This is a genomic window from Streptomyces sp. KR80, assembly GCF_052245555.1.
Classification (GTDB): domain Bacteria; phylum Actinomycetota; class Actinomycetes; order Streptomycetales; family Streptomycetaceae; genus Streptomyces.
In genome coordinates this window covers 1-18,922 of sequence record NZ_JBQQCD010000011.1, presented here as the reverse complement: position 1 = coordinate 18,922, position 18,922 = coordinate 1, and the positions used below count along the sequence as shown (strand labels likewise).

The window sequence follows — 18,922 nt, the reverse complement described above, 5'->3', positions numbered from 1 at the left end:
TCGCGCCCCCGGCGTACCGCGGCCATGGCTGCCTCCTCGGGACCCCGACGGCCGGTCGGCCGGGATGGCCGAGCAGCGGGGCGTACGGGCTCGCGGGCAACTGGGGCATCGGGCCTGCCGGCCCATCCGGGCACCGGCTCGGGCGCCGGCTGCGGTCTCGCCCCGGCCCGTCTCAGGCGTGCTCCGCCTGGAACATCCAGCGGTGCTTCTCGAGATCGGCGGTCAGGTCGATGAGGATGCCCTGGCTCACCGGGTCGGGCTTCTCCGTGGCCTCGATGCGCTCCCGCATCCGGCTGGTCACGGATCCGAGGGCAGTGACCAGAATCCGCACCGCGTCCTCATCCTTGGTCCAGCCGTCGGGGACCGTGTCGATGCCGCTGCTCCGGGCGACGGTGCCGGACCGGCCATCCGGGGAGACACCCAGGGCGGCAGCCCGTTCGGCCACCGTGTCGGTGTGCACGCGGGCGCTCGTCACGACCTCGTCCAGCTGCAGATGAACGGAGCGGAATCGAGGACCGATGACGTTCCAGTGGACCTGCTTGGCCACCAGGGAGAGATCAACCAGGTCGACCAGCGCGCCCTGAAGGGCGTCGCCGACGGTCTTGAGGTCCTGGTCGGACAGCGGACTCTTGACGACGGACATTCGGTTCCTCCCGATTCGTCGTACTGATCCCTCTTGATCCCCCTCAACCATCGCATACCCTCCCCCGGCCTGCGGCATGAGGAACCCCAGGCCGAGGGCATGCCAAGCCCCGGCGGCCGGGGCCCGCACGAGCCCGGAATGCCCTCGGCCCCGGGGCGGCAGTGCCGCCCCGGGGCCGGGATCAACGATGTTGGGCCGTCGTCAGGCCGCGACCACGTCCACCGCCCCCGCAGGCGGCTTGATCGTCACGCGCTCATCCGGGACACCCGTGACGGATGTCACCGAGACCGACTTGATCATCGGTCGCATCGGCGCAGACACCGGCTCGCTGGCCGCCGACTCCGCCAGCTCGGCCAGCGACAGCTCGTCGCTCACCTCGCGCATGACTTCGGACATCCGCACGTCGAGCGCGTCGCAGATCGCGGAGAGGAGCTCGGAGGAGGCCTCCTTCTGCCCTCTCTCGACCTCCGAGAGATAGCCGAGGGAGACCCGCGCCGACGAGGAGACCTCGCGCAGGGTTCTGCCCTGGCGCTGGCGCTGCCGACGCAGCACGTCACCCAGCAGGCGACGGAGCAGAATCATCGGTGGCTCCCTCCTCGGACCTCGGATCCGGATCCTTCTCGCCCCACCGTACCGCCTCGGGCCGCGGCCGTGCGGGGAGCGATGACGTGTTCACTCAGGGCTGCAAACATCAATCCCCCGCGCTCTGTTCCGTATCCTGTGCCCGCATCTTCTCGATCAGTTCCCCCAGAAGCATGCCCAACGCCTCCTGGACGCTCTCCCGGCGGATCCGGGTCCGGTTTCCGTCGAGCCTGAGCTCCCGGGACTCTGCGGTGCCGTCAGGCCCCGCGACGGCCACATAGACCGTGCCGACGGACTGTCCGTCCTGGGGGTCCGGGCCGGCGACACCCGAGGTCGACACTCCCCAGTCTGCGCCCAGAATCCGCCGCACGCCTGCCGCCATCTGCCGGGCCACCTCGACGTCCACCGCTCCTCGAGCGGTGAGCAGCGCACCGTCCACGCCCAGCATGCCCCGCTTCACATCAGTCGCATACGCAGTCACCGAGCCCCGGAAGACCCGCGAGGCCCCGGGCACCTCGGTCAGTTCCGCCGCGATCAGACCCCCGGTGAGGGACTCGGCGACCGCGAGCGTCTGACCACGCCGTACCAGCAGCTCGAGCACCTCAGCGGCGAGCACATCAGCGGACGGCACGCCGGTCATCGCTGCAGGGCTCCGCTCGCCCGCCCGCGCCCCGCGGCCGGCCCGGCCCGGCGCAGCACCACGGCCTGCCGTACGTAGTCCAGGCCGGTCACGACGGTCAGCACCACGGCGACGGCCATCACCCAGAAGCGCAGGGTGGCGAGCGGCCCCGTCAGGGCGAGGATGTACATCCCGACCGCGGTGCCCTGGGCGAGCGTCTTCAACTTGCCGCCACGGCTCGCCGGGATCACCGCCTGCTTGATCACCCAGAACCGCATCAGGGTGATGCCGATCTCCCGGAAGAGGATCACTCCGGTCACCCACCAGGGAAGGTCCCCGAGCGCAGACAGGCAGATGAGCGCCGCGCCCATGATGGCCTTGTCGGCGATCGGATCGGCGATCTTGCCGAAATCGGTGACCAGGTTGTACCGCCGCGCCAGGTGGCCGTCGAACAGGTCCGTGATCATGGCGATCCCGAAGGCCGCCCAGGCGAAGGAACGCCAGGCCGGGTCGTAGCCCCCGTTATGCAGCATCAACAAGACGAAGCCGGGCACAAGGAGCAGCCGGACCATGGTGAGGATGTTGGCGATGTTCCACAATCCGGCTTGCGACGTCACCGGCGCACCCACCGGGCCGCCCCGGAGCTGCGCGCGGCCGGCACCGCCCGCTGCGGACGCGGGGACTCCGCTCATGTGCCCGCCTCCTCGTCAGGACACGCTGCGCCGATGAGCGGCTCGGCGACCAGGTCGACGCCTTCTGTCGCCACCACCTTGGCCTCGACGATACGGCCTGGGGCGAGACCCCGGGAGTCGCTGAGGATCACCTGGCCGTCGGTCTCGGGCGCCTGGTGCGCCCCGCGGCCGACCGCACCGTCCTCCTCGTCGACGGTCTCGATCAGGACCTCGACCGTCTCTCCCAGCCGCTCCTCGGCGCGCTGCGCCGTGAGCTCCTCGGCGAGCCGCGAGATATGGGCCAGCCGCTGAGCGATGACGTCCTCGTCGAGTTTGTTGTCGTAGCCGACGGCCTCGGTGCCGTCCTCGTCGGAGTACCCGAAGACTCCGATGGCATCCAGCCGCGCGCCGACGAGGAAGCGCTCCAGCTCCGCCAGGTCGTCTTCGGTCTCGCCGGGGAAGCCCACGATGAAGTTCGACCTTGCCCCGGCCTGCGGCGACTTCGACCGGATCGCGTCCAGCAGCTCCAGAAAGCGATCGGTGTCGCCGAACCGCCGCATTGCGCGCAGCACCCCCGGGGCCGAGTGCTGGAAGGACAGGTCGAAGTAGGGCGCGACTTTCGGTGTCGACGTCAGGACCTCGATCAGCCCCGGCCGCATCTCGGCCGGCTGCAGATAGCTGACCCGGACCCGTTCGATCCCGTCGACCGCTGCCAGCTCCGGGAGCAGGCTCTCCAGGAGCCGGATGTCGCCGAGGTCCTTGCCGTACGAGGTGTTGTTCTCGGAGACCAGCATCACTTCCTTGACGCCCTGCTCCACCAGCCAGCGGGTCTCGGTCAGCACATCGGCCGGGCGGCGGGACACGAAGGACCCGCGGAAAGCGGGGATGGCGCAGAACGAGCAGCGACGGTCACAGCCGGACGCCAGCTTGACCGAGGCGACGGGGCCGGCGTCCAGACGGCGGCGCAGCGGCGCCCTCGGCCCGGAGGCCGGAGCGATCCCCTCGGGCAGATCGGCATGCGCCGAGGGGCGGTCCCCCACGAGAGGGGAGATATCGGCACCACCCGTCGTCAGGCGGATATCGGCAGGAGCACCGTGCCCGGGCAGGGCCACGTCGACGCCCTGCCGCTCGACCGGGCTGACCGGCAGCAGCTTGCGCCGGTCCCGCGGCGTGTGGGAGGCGTGCACTCCCCCGGACAGGATCGTCTGCAGCCGGTCGGAGATGTCCGCGTAGTCGTCGAAGCCGAGTACCCCGTCAGCCTCGGGCAGCACCTCGGCGAGCTCCTTGCCGTAGCGCTCCGCCATGCAGCCCACGGCGACCACGGCCTGAGTGCGGCCGCCCCCCTCGGAAGCCGCAGTCTTGAGATCGTTCGCCTCGAGGAGGGCGTCGACCGAGTCCTTCTTCGCGGCTTCGACGAAGCCGCAGGTGTTGACGACGGCGACGTCGGCGTCGGCCGCGTCCTGGACGAGTTCCCACCCGTCCGCCGCCAGACGGCCGGCGAGCTCCTCGGAGTCCACCTCGTTACGGGCGCATCCAAGGGTGACGAGAGCGACGGTACGGGGTTCGGGCATGCGCTCAGCCTACTTTGTCCTGGCCGCTCCATCCGCTGCCAGGGGCTGCTCTGCCTGCCCTCAGGGGCGCTGTGTCAGCCTGCCGCCGGGTCTCCCTTGGTGTAGCTCAACCGCTGGACCTGACCGTTCTCGTACCGGTCGTCGATCTGCTTGCCGTTGACGTAGAGCTCGATGGCGCCGGCGTTGCCGAGCACCAGGTCGATCCGCTCCTTGTCGGTGAACGTCTTGGAGTCACCCTGCTTGAGGACGCCCTCGTGGAGCAGCCGCCCGTTGTGGTCCTTCGCCGAGATCCAGCTCGATCCTTCCTCGGCGGTGAGCTTCACCGTGACCTTGTCGGCCGGCACAGCCGCGATGGCGCTGTCGGACGGCTCCGGCTTCGGATCGGCGGGCTTGTTCGGGTTCCGGGTGGAATCCGGTTTGGAGCCCGTGCTCTGGCTGGCCACGCTCTTGCCGGAGCCCGCGTCGTCACCGCTGAACAGCGTGAAGCCGACGAACGCGACGACGACCACGATCGCCGCGACCATCGCCGCCGTCCAGTTGGGCCGACGTGGCTCGGACCGGAACCGCTCCGCCTCGAACAGCGGCGCCGCGGGGGTCGGCGCAGGCCGCCCGCCAGTGTCGGCGTCGTACTGCTCGACGAGCACTGCCGGATCGAGACCGACCGTGCGGGCGAGCGTCCGAATATGGCCGCGGGCGTAGACATCGCCGCCGCAGCGGGTGAAGTCGTCCTGCTCGATCGCATGGACGATGGGGATGCGCACCCGCGTGGTGGAACTGACCTCTTCCACGGTCAGTCCGGCATCGATGCGGGCCTGCTGCAGGGCGCGGCCGACTGAGGGCCGGTCGGCCGCGACCTCTTCGAGTTCGACGCCGTCGGCGGAAGGATCGTCGACTGCAACTTTTACGATGTCGTCAGCGGAAGGCCGGTCGTCTGAGGGGGAGTTGCCGATGGACACGGGGGCGCCTTTCGAGCGTGAGCCACCTGCTGGATGTTCAGTCTAGGGGTGGTACGAAAGGGTGGGGCAACCGGGAGGACGAACTTTGTACGCCATCAGGACGGCCGCGCCACTATAGGATTCCCTACCCATTCATCGTTTCCATCAACTTGACGTATCGGATGGGCAAACGGTTGCCTCTCGCCGCCCTTACGAGTGAGTCTCGCCCCGGATCAGCGCGAGCACTCCGTCCATTTCATCCGGCTTGACCAGCACATCGCGCGCTTTCGACCCCTCGCTCGGCCCGACGACCCCCCGCGACTCCATGAGGTCCATCAGCCGACCCGCCTTCGCGAAGCCCACCCGCAGCTTGCGCTGCAGCATCGAGGTCGACCCGAACTGTGTGGAGACCACCAGCTCCGCCGCCTGACAGAGCAGATCCAGGTCGTCGCCGATCTCCTCGTCGATCTCCTTCTTCTTCGCCGTCCCCACCGTGACGTCGTCGCGGAAGACAGGCGTCATCTGCGCCTTGCAGTGCTCGACGAGGGCCACGATCTCGCTTTCCGTCACGAAGGCGCCCTGCATCCGGATGGCCTTGTTGGCACCCATGGGCAGGAAGAGCCCGTCGCCCTTGCCGATGAGCTTCTCGGCGCCCGCCTGGTCGAGGATGACCCGGCTGTCGGCGAGGGAGGAGGTGGCGAAGGCGAGCCGGGAGGGCACATTGGCCTTGATCAGGCCGGTGACCACGTCGACGCTCGGGCGCTGGGTGGCCAGCACCAGGTGAATGCCCGCGGCCCGGGCGAGCTGCGTGATCCGGACGATGGCGTCCTCCACGTCGCGCGGTGCGACCATCATCAGGTCGGCGAGCTCGTCGACGATCACCAGCAGATACGGGTACGGCGACAGCTCCCGCTCGCTGCCCTCCGGCGCTGTCGCCTTGCCGCTCCGCACCGCCGCGTTGAAGTCGTCGATGTGCCGGAAGCCGTACGCCGCAAGGTCGTCGTAACGCAGGTCCATTTCCCGCACGACCCACTGCAGGGCCTCGGCGGCGCGCTTGGGGTTGGTGATGATGGGCGTGATCAGGTGCGGGATTCCCTCGTAGGCCGTGAGCTCGACGCGCTTGGGGTCGACCAGCACCATCCGCACGTCCTCCGGCGTGGCACGCGCCAGGATCGAGGTGATCAGACAGTTGATGCAGGAGGACTTTCCGGAACCGGTGGCACCGGCGACCAGCACGTGCGGCATCGAGGCCAGGTTGGCCGTCACATAGCCGCCCTCGACGTCTTTGCCGAGCGCAACGAGCATCGGATTCTCGTCGCCGGCGGCGTCCGCCAGGCGCAGCACGTCGCCGAGATTGACCATCTCGCGGTCGGTGTTGGGGATCTCGATGCCGACGGCGGACTTGCCGGGGATGGGACTGATGATCCGGACGTCGGGACTGGCGACGGCGTAGGCGATGTTCTTGGTCAGGGCAGTGATCCGCTCGACCTTGACCGCGGGGCCGAGCTCGACCTCGTAGCGCGTGACGGTGGGGCCGCGGGTGAAGCCGGTGACGGCGGCATCGACCTTGAACTCCCCGAAGACCTTGGTGAGCGACGCCACGACGGCGTCATTCGCGGCGCTGCGCGTCCTGCCCGGTCCCCCGCGCTCCAACAGGTCCAGGGAGGGCAGGGAGTAGGTGATGTCCCCGGAGAGCTGGAGCTGCTCGGCGCGGGGCGGTAGAGGTTCGGCGGGCTCGGGAGCGGATTTCGTCAGATCCGGTACGCCGCTGCGCCGGCCGGCCCGGCCCGGACGGGCATTCGATGTGCTCTCGGTGCGCTCTTCCTCGGCGGGCGATGGCGCCTCCTGCCCCTCGGCCTCACGCGCATCCCGCACGCCGTCCGTCGCCGTCCGGTCCGCGGAGATGCCGTGGCTGATGTCGGCCACCAGCGGCGAAGGCTGCACACCGTGCAGCACGGCCCCGTCCAGTTCGGCCGCCGCGGCTGCTGCGAGGTCCACGGCGTCATCTGCGCGCTCCGGCACGGGCGATGCTGCCCGCCCGCGGGACCGGCGCCGCTTCGCGAGCGCCTCCTCCTCGGCCCGGTCGGGATCGTTCACCGCGGCCGCGGCGCGTGCGGCGCCCCGGCGCGACCTGCGGGTGGGCGCCTCGCGCCAGTCATCCGCGTACTCGCCCGCGTCGGCCCCCTCCGCGCGGCCCTCGTCCCGCTCCGCGGAGGGACCGCTCACGAGTCCGAGCTTGGTGCCGAGGAGCCGCAGGCGCCGCGGAATGGCGTTCACCGGAGTCGCGGTCACCACGAGCAGCCCGAAGACGGTGAGAAGCACCAGGAGCGCCACCGCCAGCGATTCCCCGACGGTCAGCAGCAGCGGCCGCGAGGCGGCCCAGCCGATCAACCCGCCCGCGTCCCGGATGGCTTCGGTGCCCTCTCCGCGGCCGGGCGCCCCGCAGGCCAGATGCACCTGGCCGAGGGCGCCGATGACCAGTGCGGAAAGCCCGATGACGATCCGTCCGTTCGCCTCCGGCTGTTCCGGGTGGCGGATGAGCCGCACCGCGATGCCGCCGAGCAGGAGTGGCACGAGCAGGTCGAGGCGCCCGAACGCCCCGGTCACCAGCATTTCGACGAGGTCGCCGACGGGGCCGCGGAGACTGGACCAGGTGCCGGCGGCGACCACGAGGGCCAGGCCCAGAAGCAGCAGTGCCAGACCGTCCTTGCGGTGCGCGGGATCAAGATTCTTCGCACCGCGTCCTATGCCGCGGAAGATGGCACCGACGGCGTGGGCGAGCCCGAGCCACAGGGCGCGGACGAGACGGTAGATACCGCCCGTCGGGGACGGCGCCGGCTTCTGGGCGGCCTTCTTCGCCGCAGCCTTCTTCGCCGCGGCCTTCTTGGCGGGCGCTGCGCCCCTTTTGGCCGGAGTCTTCTTCGCTGTTGCCTTCTTGGCCGTGCTCCCCGTACGGCCGGCGCGCGTTTTGGAGGTGCCCGACGCGCTCGGGGAACCTTTGCCGGACGTACGTGCAGCCATGGTGCCGAGGTTACCGGTGATGGACGGGTGGGACACCTGTGCCTAGACGTTAGGCCGTTCGTGTCGCATTTGTGCTGATGCCGTGGTGACGCTGCGTCAATGTACGACTGCCCTCAACAGCCGTTCCGAAGCGCTGCTGTCAGCTCTGGGAAGGCACCGCCGACGCGCCGCTGCCCGTGCCCGGCTCCAGCGCGTCCAGCGCCCGTCGCAGCCCAGTGAGTTTGCGCTCCAGATGCGCGGCGGTGGCCACGGCTGCCGCATCCGCGGACTCATCGAGTTGCTTGGACAGCGCCTCCGCCTGCTCCTCCACCGCCGCGAGCCGTGCGGACAACTCGGCCAGCAGCCCCGCGGGCTCCTTGGACTCTCCCGGATCCGGCTGGCTGCCCTCCAACTGCAGCCGCAGCAGCGAGGCCTGCTCCCGCAGCTGGCAGTTCTTCATGTAGAGCTCGACGAAGACGGAGACCTTCGCCCTCAGCACCCACGGGTCGAACGGCTTGGAGATGTAGTCCACCGCACCCGCGGCATAACCCCGGAAGGTGTGGTGGGGACCGTGGTTGATGGCCGTCAGGAAGATGATCGGGATGTCCCGGGTCCGCTCCCGCCGCTTGATGTGCGCAGCGGTCTCGAAACCGTCCATGCCCGGCATCTGGACGTCCAGCAGGATCACTGCGAAATCATCCGTCAGCAGCGCTTTGAGCGCTTCCTCCCCTGACGATGCCCGCACCAGGGTCTGATCGAGCGCGGAGAGAATGGCCTCCAGCGCCAACAGATTCTCCGGCCGGTCATCGACCAGGAGGATCTTGGCCTTCTGCACCATGGCCCGTCCTCCTCGCCCCGGCATAGGGCCGCCCCTGCTCGAAGAGCTCGGGGAAGCACCGGGCGCCGCCCCAGGGGACGACTCCTTTGCGTCGCCCGTCCTTGTGCCGGTCATGGTAGCCGCACCCCGCCTGTCGCCACACCCTGTCACCGCGATGTCACTGTGCACGTAGCAGAAACGCAGTGGAAGCCCAGAAGGTTCCCCGGATCTCGCGTTCCCACACGTGTTCGCTGACCGTCAGTCGGCGGCACGGCCGATCCACTGTTGCATGACCGTGAGCAGATGGTCCGTGTCCACCGGCTTGGTGACATAGTCGGACGCACCCGACTCGATGCTCTTCTCCCGGTCTCCCTTCATGGCCTTGGCAGTCAGGGCGATGATCGGCAGGCCGGCGAACTGCGGCATGCGTCGAATCGCCGCGGTCGTGGCGTAGCCGTCCATCTCAGGCATCATGATGTCCATCAGCACGACGGTCACATCGTCGTGCTGCTCCAGGACTTCGATCCCCTCGCGGCCGTTCTCCGCGTAGAGCACCGACAGACCGTGCTGCTCCAGCACGCTGGTCAGCGCGAACACATTGCGGATGTCGTCGTCCACGATGAGCACCTTCTCGCCGCGGAAGCCACCGTCGAAGCTGGGGTCCACGAGGTCCTGGCCGTTGTCCAGCCAGGAGTCGTCCGGGACCGGCTCCCCCTGGGCGGCCCCACCGGCGGGCCGCTGGTCGGCCGGCGGCGCGGGCCGCCGACGCAGCCGCGACGCCCCTCCGGCCACCCGCCGCGGAATCTGCGGGACGGCCGCCGGGGCCTGGGCCGCGTCCTCGGCCGTACGCACGTCCGCCGACGCAGCCTCGGCGCCCGCGACCAGCGCTCCGAGCAACGGGTCGCCTGCGGGCGCCGCCACCGACCCGGCCCCTGTGGGCCCGACGGGGGCCAGCTGCGGATACCCCTGCGGCGGCAGCTCGATGGGGCTGAGCGGCAGGTACAGCGTGAAGGTCGAGCCACGGCCGGGCTCGCTGGCCGCGTGGATCTCACCACCCAGCAGCCGGGCGATCTCCCGGCTGATGGACAGCCCCAGACCCGTACCGCCGTACTTCCTGCTGGTCGTGCCGTCCGCCTGCTTGAAGGCCTCGAAGATCACTCGCATCTTGCTGGCCGCGATTCCGATACCGGTGTCCGTCACCGAGAAGGCGATCATCTCGGCCTCCGGATCGCGCAGTGAGCCGTGTTCCAGCAGCTGCTCGCGAATGGAGTCCGGCACATCGGTCCCGGCCGGCCTGATGACCAGCTCCACGGCACCGCTGTCGGTGAACTTCACCGCGTTCGAGAGGAGGTTGCGCAGCACCTGGAGCAGTCGCTGCTCGTCGGTGTGCAGCGTGGCCGGCAGCTCCGGCGAGACCCGCACGGAGAAGTCCAGCCCCTTCTCGGCGGTGAGCGGCCGGAAGGTGGCCTCGACGTAGTCCACCAGCTGCACCAGGGCGATACGGGTGGGGCTGACGTCCATCTTTCCCGCCTCGACCTTCGACAGGTCGAGGATGTCGTTGATCAGCTGGAGCAGATCGGAGCCGGCACCGTGAATGGTCTCGGCGAACTCGACCTGCTTCGGCGACAGATTGCCCTCGGCGTTGTCGGCGAGCAGCTTGGCCAGGATCAGCAGCGAGTTCAGCGGGGTGCGCAGCTCGTGCGACATGTTCGCCAGGAACTCGGACTTGTAGCGCATGGAGACCGCGAGTTGCTCGGCCCGCTCCTCCAGGACCTGCCGCGCCTCCTCGATCTCGGTGTTCTTCACCTCGATGTCGCGGTTCTGTCGGGCCAGCAGCTCGGCCTTCTCCTCCAGTTCGGCGTTTGAAGCCTGGAGCGCCTTCTGCCGGTTCTCCAACTCCGCCGAACGGATCCGCAGTTGCTCGGTCAGCTCCTGCGACTGCTTGAGCAGCACCTCGGTCTTGGTGTTGACGCTGATGGTGTTGACGCTCGTCGCGATCATCTCGGCGATCTGGCTGAGGAAGTCCTTCTGGATCTGCGCGAAGGGCTGGAAGGAGGCCAGCTCGATCACGCCCAGGACCTTGCCCTCGAAGAGCACCGGCAGCACGATCACATGGGCCGGCGGCGCCTCACCGAGTCCGGAGGCGATCTTCAGATAGCCCGGCGGCACGTTCTCCACCAGGATCGTGCGCTTCTCTTCGGCGGCCGTGCCGATGAGCGTCTCACCGGGCCGGAAGGACGTCGGCATGGTGCCCATGGAGTAGCCGTACGACCCGATCATGCGCAGCTCGTACGAGCCCTCCCCGGGCGGAGCGCCGACCTCCGTGCTATCGCCCGTCGGCATCGCAAGGAAGAACGCGCCGTGCTGCGCGGAGACGACAGGCGTCAGCTCGCTCATGATCAGACCGGCCACGTCCTTCAGGTCGCGGCGGCCCTGCATCAGACCCGAGATCCGGGCGAGGTTGCCCTTGAGCCAGTCCTGCTCCTTGTTGGCGAGGGTGGTCTCGCGCAGCGTGGCGATCATCGTGTTGATGTTGTCCTGGAGCTCCAGGATCTCCCCCGCCGCGTCCACGTCGATCTTCAGGTTGAGATCGCCACGGGTCACTGCCGCGGCCACGGCGGCGATCGCCCGCACCTGGCGAGTCAGATTGCCCGCCATCTCGTTCACGGACTCGGTGAGGTCGCGCCAGGTGCCGTCGACGTCCCGTACCCGGGCCTGGCCGCCCAGCTGGCCTTCCGTGCCCACCTCGCGGGCCACCCGGGTCACCTGCTCGGCGAACGACGACAGCTGGTCGACCATCGTGTTGATGGTCGTCTTGAGCTCGAGGATCTCGCCTCGCGCATCGATGTCGATCTTCTTGGTGAGGTCGCCCTTGGCGATCGCGGTCGTGACCATGGCGATGTTGCGCACCTGGCCGGTGAGGTTGGACGCCATCGAGTTCACCGACTCGGTGAGGTCCTTCCAGGTGCCCGCCACGCCCGGTACGCGGGCCTGGCCGCCGAGGATGCCGTCCGTGCCCACCTCGCGGGCCACCCGGGTCACCTCGTCGGCGAACGACGACAGCGTCGTCACCATGGTGTTGACGGTGTCGGCGAGCTGCGCGACCTCGCCGCGCGCCTCGACCGTCACCTTCTTGGTGAGGTCGCCGTTGGCGACCGCGGTCGCGACCTGGGCGATGTTGCGCACCTGGATGGTGAGGTTGTTGGCCATCAGGTTGACGTTGCCGCTCAGGTCCTTCCAGATGCCGGTGACGCCGGGAACCCGGGCCTGGCCGCCCAGCTGGCCTTCCGTACCCACCTCGCGGGCCACCCGGGTCACCTGCTCGGCGAACGACGACAGCTGGTCGACCATCGTGTTCACGGTGGTGACGAGTTCGAGGATCTCGCCCTTGGCGTCGACGGTGATCTTCTTGGACAGGTCACCGCGCGCAACCGCGGTCGTCACCTCGGCGATGTTGCGCACCTGCGAGGTCAGATTGTTCGCCATGAAGTTGACGGACTGGGTGAGGTCCTTCCACGTGCCGGAGACACCCTTCACCTCGGCCTGCCCACCGAGGATGCCCTCGGTGCCCACCTCGCGGGCCACCCGCGTCACCTGGTCCGCGAACGACGACAGCTGGTCCACCATCGTGTTGAGGGTGTTCTTCAGCTCGAGGATCTCGCCGCGCGCGTCCACGTCGATCTTCTGCGACAGATCACCGCGGGCCACGGCCGTCGCGACCTGAGCGATGTTACGGACCTGGGCGGTGAGGTTCCCCGCCATGCCGTTCACCGAGTCGGTCAGGTCGCGCCATACGCCCGCCACGCCCGGCACCTGCGCCTGGCCGCCGAGTCGCCCGTCCGTGCCCACCTCGCGGGCCACCCGGGTCACCTGCTCGGCGAAGGCGGAGAGCTGGTCGACCATCGTGTTGATGGTGTTCTTCAGCTCGAGGATCTCGCCGCGCGCATCGACCTCGATCTTCTGCGACAGATCTCCGCGCGCCACGGCCGTCGTCACCTGGGCGATCTGCCGCACCTGAGAGGTGAGGTTCCCGGCCATGAAGTTCACGGAGTCGGTCAGGTCCTTCCAGGTGCCCGAGACCCCGTCGACGCGAGCCTGGCCGCCCAGCCGGCCCTCCGTACCCACGTCACGCGCCATCCGGGTCACCTGGTCGGCGAAGGACGACAGCTGGTCCACCATCGTGTTCACGGTGTTCTTCAGCTGCAGCATCTCGCCGGAGACGTCGACGGTGACCTTCTGCGACAGATCACCGTTCGCCACCGCCGTCGTCACCTGAGCGATGTTGCGCACCTGCCCGGTGAGGTTACGGAACGCGGTGTTCACCGAGTCCGTGAGGTCCTTCCACGTCCCCGCGGCACCCGGCACCTGCGCCTGACCGCCGAGCTCACCTTCCACACCGACCTCGCGAGCCACCCGGGTCACTTCGGCGCCGAAGGACGACAGCTGATCCACCATCGTGTTCACGGTGTTCTTCAGCTCGAGCATCTCGCCGGCCACATCGACGGTGACCTTCTGCGACAGATCACCGTTCGCCACCGCCGTCGTCACCTGAGCGATGTCCCGCACCTGAGCGGTGAGGTTACGGAACGCCGTGTTCACCGAGTCCGTGAGGTCCTTCCACGTCCCCGCGGCACCCGGCACCTGCGCCTGACCGCCCAGCAGACCCTCGGCACCCACCTCGCTGGCGACCCGTGTCACCTCGTCGGCGAAGGTGCGCAGCGTCTCGGTCATGGTGTTGATCGTCTCGGCGAGCTGGGCGACTTCACCCCGTGCGCTCACCGTGACCTTCTGCGACAGATCGCCGCTGGCGACCGCGGTCGTCACCTGGGCGATCCCCCGCACCTGAGCGGTGAGGTTGCCCGCCATGAGGTTGACGGAGTCCGTGAGGTCCTTCCACACGCCCGCCACGCCCGGCACCTGCGCCTGGCCGCCCAGCTCTCCCTCGGTGCCCACCTCGCGGGCCACCCGGGTCACCTCGGAGGAGAAGGAGGACAGCTGGTCCACCATGGTGTTGACGGTGTTCTTCAGCTCCAGCATCTCGCCGGCCACATGCACCGTGACCTTCCGCGACAGATCGCCCTTGGCGACCGCCGTGGTGACGAGCGCGATGTCCCGGACCTGAGCCGTCAGCCGGTACGCCATGGTGTTGACGGAGTCGGTCAGATCCTTCCACGAACCGGACATTCCGCGCACCTTGGCCTGCCCGCCGAGCTTGCCCTCGGTGCCCACCTCACTGGCCACCCGGGTCACCTCGTCGGTGAATGCCGACAACTGGTCGACCAGCCCGTTGACCGTACGGCCGACCTTCAGGAATTCGCCGCGCAGGGGATGCGCCGTGCCGTTCGCGCCGAGCGCCCGCAGATCCATCCGCTGCTCGAGGTCGCCCTCGGCCACCGCCGACAGCACCCGGCCCACCTCGGACACGGGCCTGGCCAGGTCGTCGACCAGTGCGTTCGACGCATCGATCGCCGCGGCCCAGGAGCCCTCACAGGCCCCGGTCTCGAGTCGCTCTGTGAGCTTTCCCTCACGGCCGACGACCCGCCGCACCCGGGCCAGCTCGCCGGTCAGATGCAGATTGCGGTCCGCCACCTCGTTGAACACGGCGGCGATCTCGGACATCACGCCTTCACCCGAGACGGTGAGCCGCTTGCGGGCGTTCCCGTCCCGCATGGCCACCAGAGCGGTGAGAAGCCGGTTCAGCGCCGCCGTATCCACTTCGGTCGTCCCGTTCTTACGGGAACGCCCGCCTTTCGCGCGCGTGCTTGCGCCGCGCGCCGCTGCGCCAGACTCCACCGTGTCCCTCCCGCAGGGTCGACCGTTCTCGTCAGGCCTTCGCTCGAAGACTTCCCAGTGTTTCACCTTGGCCGAACCAGGCCATAACAGTTCGGCAGCATCGCACAAGCCCTAGGGCACTCTCCCGGCGGAAACACTCGCGACCGGCATCCGCACCGACGGCGAAGGTAAGTAACCTGGCATCCGGCTGTCCATCCGCCTCCCCGACGGGAGGCGGTGGCGCAAGGGCGACAAGGCATCGGAGGGGCGCGGCGACGGGGGCCCGTCCGGTCGTAGGGAGCGGGGATGAAGGAGCGCGGCGATGGCCTGGTCCGGCAGGCCGGCGCGGGAAGTGATATCGGCCACGTAGCCGACGACCCCGGCGACGCCACGCACACCGAGCCCAGAGACGGACGGCCGGCCCCTGTGCCGGGCGACGAAACACCCATCGTGAGGAGAGACGTGATCACCGCGCGGGCCGTGGCCACCTTCGAGCCGATCGGACGCTCGGTCGCCGCTGCCCGCGGCTTCGTGCGCGACACGCTCCAGGGCTGGGGTTTCCCCGACATCGTCGACGACGCCGTCGTCCTCACCAGCGAGCTGGTCACGAACGCGGTGGTCCACGCGGGCACGGCCGCCGATGTGATCTGCCTGCGCACCGACCAGGGCGTACGGATCGAGGTCGGCGACCGCTACCCCGAACGTGAACTTCCGCTGCAGAACGCGAGCCGTCACCTCGCGCATCCGGACCGTGAGGGCGGCCGCGGACTGCTGCTGTGCGGCGCTCTCGCGAGCAGCTGGGGCGTCGAGTACACCGCCGCCTGCAAGCGGGTCTGGTTCCAGCTCGACCTCGCCGAACGCCTCGCCGGCACCCGCTCCGCCGGTCCGGCCCTCCCCACCGACGCCCTGCCCGTCGCCGACGCCCGGGTCCGCGTCGCCGTCGTCCAGATCGACCGGGGCGGCGCCGTCAGCTCGTGGAACGAGGACGCCCAGCACCTCTTCGGCTACCCCCCGGATCAGGTCGTCGGCAAGGCCCTCACCGACTTCGCCGCGTGGCCGCACACGCCCGGCACGGGCACCGGCATCGCCGAGGCCCTCCAGCTCTCCCGCTGGGAGGGCTCGTACGGCATCCGCGACACCGACGGCCGCGTCGTCCCCATCTACGCCTCCCACCTCCGGGTGCGCGACGCCGAAGGCGAGCCCTCCACCGTTCTCCTGCTCGTCCGCGACCATGAGCGGGCGGTGCTCCAGACCACGCTGCGCCCGTCCTCCGGCGACAGCGGCGCGGCGTCCGGTGACGGCCGCGGACCCGTCGCCGACCCGTTCGAGGTCTTCATCGGCTCCCCCGCCCCCGACGATCTCGACGGCCTTCTCCAGCGCACCGTGGAACGCGCGCGGGACATGCTCGACGGCGACGCCGCGTATCTCCTGCTCGCCACCGATGACGAGACCGAGCTGGAGGTACGGGCCTCGACCGGGCTCCCCTCGGCCCGCCAGCGCTTCGCCCGCGTCCCCGTCGAAGCCGGTACGGGCCGCTACGGCTCGGCACGGATGCCCGCCGTCCACGACGACCTCACCGTCGTACCCGGCGCCGTACCGCTCCTCGGCGGCACCGGCATGCGTTCCGTCGTCACCGTGCCGCTGAAGGTCGAGGGCCGCCTGACCGGCTCGCTCGGCGTCGCGGCCGAGGCCCCCGGCCGCTACACCAACGAGGAGGCGCTGCGCCTCCAGTTCGCCGCCGATCGCATCGCCCTCGCCGTCGAACGGGCCCGCCTCACCGAACTCGAGCGCCTGCGCCGCGGCTCGCTCTCCTTCCTCGTCGAGGCCTCGGATCTGCTCGCAGGAACCCTCGACCGCGACCAGACTCTGGCGCTGATGGCCCAGATGACGGTTCCCACCCTCGCCACCTGGTGCGCCGTCTACACCGTCGCGGACCAGTCCTCCGAGCCCGAGCTGTCCTACGTCCTCCATGAGGACGAGGACCGCATCGACGGCCTCAAGACGCTGCTCGGAAAGGTTCCGCCGCCGGACCCGGTCCCGACGCCCGGCGCCCGTGTCTGGACCGCACCCAGCGCGGCGGCGCACGCGGCGGCGCTCCGGTCCTCGCTGCGCGCCGTCGAGATGGGCGAACCTGCCCAACTGACCGCCGGACCCGGCCCGTCGCTGGCCACCGCCTCCGCGGTCGGCGGCGAGACCGTCGTCCTGCCGCTGGTGGCCCGCAACCGGGTCATCGGCCTGCTCACCCTCGGCAAGCCCTCCGAGGAGCACTTCCGCCAGGAGATCCTGGAGTTGGCCGAGGACCTCTCGCGCCGGGCGGCCCTGGCCCTCGACAACGCACGGCTGTACTCCGAGCGCACCGCCATCAGCCAGTCCCTCCAGCGGAGCCTGCTGCCGCCCGAACTCCCCGAGGTGCCGGGCGTCGAGGTCGAGGTCATCTACCGTGCGGCGGGCGAGGGGAACGAGGTCGGCGGCGACTTCTACGACGTCTTCCCGATCCGCGACGGGGCATACGGCTTCGCCATCGGCGACGTCTGCGGCACGGGTCCGGAAGCGGCTGCGGTGACCGGCCTCGCCCGGCATGCCCTGCGGCTCCTGGCTCGTGAGGGCTTCAGCGCCCCGGCCGTCCTCGAGCGGCTCAACGCGGCGATCCTCGACGAGGGCGCCCGCAGCCGCTTCCTCACGCTCCTGTACGGCGAGCTGTGGCCCCAGGATGACGGCGGCGCGCTCCTGAAGGTCGTCTGTGCCGGCCACCCGCTACCGCTGCGCCTGCGTCAGGACGGCAGTGTCGCGCCGGCCGCCGAACCGCAGCCGCTGCTCGGTGTGATGGACGACCTTGAGCTCTACGAGCAGACGGTCAGCCTCGATCCCGGCGACGTACTGCTGTGTGTCACGGACGGAGTGACCGAGCGCCGCGAGGGCAGCCGCATGCTCGGCGACGACGGCCTCGTCGACGTCCTGACGACGTGTACGGGGCTGACGGCCGGCGCGGTCGCGGCGCGCATCCTGCGGGCCGTCGAGCGCTTTGCCGCGGAGCCGGCATCGGACGACATGGCGATCCTCGCGATGCGTGTGCCGGAGCCGCAGGACGTCTGAGTGCCGCCGTGCGGCCCAACGTCCCCCGAAACCGGACCCGATAGAGGATGGCCCCCCACCGCGCACGGTGGGGGGCCATCCTCTATGGAGCCCCAATACGGAATCGAACCGTAGACCTTCTCCTTACCATGGAGACGCTCTGCCGACTGAGCTATTGGGGCGCGGCAATGGCGTAGACGATACCCGAACGGGCATGCGCCCCTGATGACCGACCGCTCCAGGACGCGCGGGACCTGAAGTAGCCCAGGGCCGGCAGACCTACGCCGGCTGCAGCAGGCCGCCGAGTCCGTTGCAGACCGAGGCGACACGGTGCAATTCGCGTCGCGTCAGGCCCGCTTCGACCGGGAGCGCCAGACACTCGTCCGCAGCCCGCTCGGTCTCGGGCAGCCATATGTCGCGCCGGAACGGCGGCATTCGGTGCACCGGAGTCTGGACGGGAATCCGGCAGCGGACGCCCCGCGCACGCAGTGTGCGGGCGAAGGCGTCCCGGTCGGGCCGCCCGTTACCGGGCACGCGCACCACGTACTGCAGGAAGGTGTGCGCGGCGCCGGGCCGGACCCGAGGAGTGATGACGTCGGTGAGCCGCTGGGAGAGGTAAGCAGCGTTGGCGCGGCGCATCGCCGTTTCCACTGACGTGGACTGCTCCCCCTCATGCGCGACAAGCAACAGGCCACGGCGCTCGGCGAGTTGGCCGAGCCGCGCCATGTCGGCACGATGGCCGAACTGGTGCACAGCCACGATCGCTGCGGTGCGGTGTGTCACGGCCGCCTGCACGGCAGCCGGATCGACACAGTAGCTGTCGGCGTCTATGTCGACGAACACCGGCATCGCGCCGGTCTGCCGTACGGCTTCCACGACCTCGCAAGTCCCGTACGACGGCACGACCACCCCGTCGCCGGCGCGCACGCCGGCGGTCGTCAGTGCTCGCTGAAGCGTCTGAGCAGGTTGTCCCGGTCCCATGAGAGGGATGCTGCCCCTGGAACGTGAACTCCACGTGGCGCGCAGCACAACGTCAGAGAGCCCTGTCGGGAACCGAAGCTCTCGACAGGGCTCTCTCAATGATTGTCCGGCGGTGTCCTACTCTCCCACAGGGTCCCCCCTGCAGTACCATCGGCGCTGAAAGGCTTAGCTTCCGGGTTCGGAATGTAACCGGGCGTTTCCCTCACGCAATAACCACCGAAACACTATGAAGATACCGACCGGCCACCCCTGGGACAGA

At 69.6% G+C, this 18,922-nt stretch carries 11 protein-coding genes, 1 tRNA gene and 1 rRNA gene; 1 reads left to right on the top strand and 12 read right to left on the bottom strand.

What is annotated here, in order from left to right; genetic code table 11:
• Positions 1–172: 172 nt before the first annotated feature.
• From ACTWQI_RS17230 to ACTWQI_RS17190, 9 genes are all read right to left on the bottom strand, one after another.
• Positions 173–643 (bottom strand): Dps family protein, encoded by a 471-nt coding sequence (locus ACTWQI_RS17230; RefSeq protein ID WP_443271375.1) that lies wholly within the window; start codon positions 641–643, stop codon positions 173–175.
• A 201-nt stretch (positions 644–844) separates the two neighbouring features.
• Positions 845–1,225: a helix-turn-helix domain-containing protein gene (locus tag ACTWQI_RS17225; protein ID WP_443271373.1), complete on the bottom strand. Its 381-nt coding sequence runs from the start codon at positions 1,223–1,225 to the stop codon at positions 845–847.
• Between the two features lie 109 nt (positions 1,226–1,334).
• Positions 1,335–1,865 (bottom strand): CinA family protein, encoded by a 531-nt coding sequence (locus ACTWQI_RS17220; protein WP_443271371.1) that lies wholly within the window; start codon positions 1,863–1,865, stop codon positions 1,335–1,337.
• The gene (gene pgsA, locus ACTWQI_RS17215) at positions 1,862–2,536 is read right to left on the bottom strand and encodes a CDP-diacylglycerol--glycerol-3-phosphate 3-phosphatidyltransferase (protein WP_443271369.1); all 675 of its coding nucleotides are present in this window, start codon (positions 2,534–2,536) and stop codon (positions 1,862–1,864) included. The genes ACTWQI_RS17220 and pgsA overlap by 4 nt, the downstream gene beginning before the upstream one ends.
• Entirely contained in the window at positions 2,533–4,086 is a 1,554-nt protein-coding gene (gene rimO / locus ACTWQI_RS17210) for a 30S ribosomal protein S12 methylthiotransferase RimO (protein ID WP_443271368.1), read from the bottom strand. Before rimO ends, pgsA begins: the two co-directional genes overlap by 4 nt.
• A 74-nt stretch (positions 4,087–4,160) precedes the next feature.
• The gene (locus ACTWQI_RS17205) at positions 4,161–5,042 is read right to left on the bottom strand and encodes a helix-turn-helix domain-containing protein (protein WP_443271367.1); all 882 of its coding nucleotides are present in this window, start codon (positions 5,040–5,042) and stop codon (positions 4,161–4,163) included.
• Positions 5,043–5,231: 189 nt separating this feature from the next.
• On the bottom strand, positions 5,232–8,042 hold the full coding sequence (locus ACTWQI_RS17200) for a DNA translocase FtsK (protein ID WP_443271366.1): 2,811 nt from the start codon (positions 8,040–8,042) through the stop codon (positions 5,232–5,234).
• A 139-nt stretch (positions 8,043–8,181) separates the two neighbouring features.
• Positions 8,182–8,859, bottom strand: coding sequence for a response regulator (locus ACTWQI_RS17195; RefSeq protein WP_443271365.1), 678 nt, complete (start codon positions 8,857–8,859; stop codon positions 8,182–8,184).
• A 237-nt stretch (positions 8,860–9,096) separates the two neighbouring features.
• Positions 9,097–14,631, bottom strand: coding sequence for a HAMP domain-containing protein (locus ACTWQI_RS17190; RefSeq protein WP_443271364.1), 5,535 nt, complete (start codon positions 14,629–14,631; stop codon positions 9,097–9,099).
• Positions 14,632–15,072: 441 nt separating this feature from the next.
• On the opposite strand from ACTWQI_RS17190, the gene ACTWQI_RS17185 reads away from it, so the two are divergent.
• Complete coding sequence (locus ACTWQI_RS17185) at positions 15,073–17,703, top strand: SpoIIE family protein phosphatase (protein WP_443271363.1); 2,631 nt, start codon at positions 15,073–15,075, stop codon at positions 17,701–17,703.
• An 85-nt stretch (positions 17,704–17,788) separates the two neighbouring features.
• On the opposite strand, the gene ACTWQI_RS17180 is transcribed toward ACTWQI_RS17185, so the two are convergent.
• The 3 genes from ACTWQI_RS17180 to rrf form a co-directional block, all read right to left on the bottom strand.
• A tRNA-Thr gene (locus ACTWQI_RS17180) sits at positions 17,789–17,864 on the bottom strand.
• A 97-nt stretch (positions 17,865–17,961) separates the two neighbouring features.
• The gene (locus ACTWQI_RS17175; RefSeq protein ID WP_443271362.1) at positions 17,962–18,663 is read right to left on the bottom strand and encodes a DegT/DnrJ/EryC1/StrS family aminotransferase; all 702 of its coding nucleotides are present in this window, start codon (positions 18,661–18,663) and stop codon (positions 17,962–17,964) included.
• A gap of 104 nt (positions 18,664–18,767) precedes the next feature.
• Positions 18,768–18,884: ribosomal RNA gene (gene rrf / locus ACTWQI_RS17170) — 5S ribosomal RNA — on the bottom strand.
• Positions 18,885–18,922: the final 38 nt, after the last annotated feature.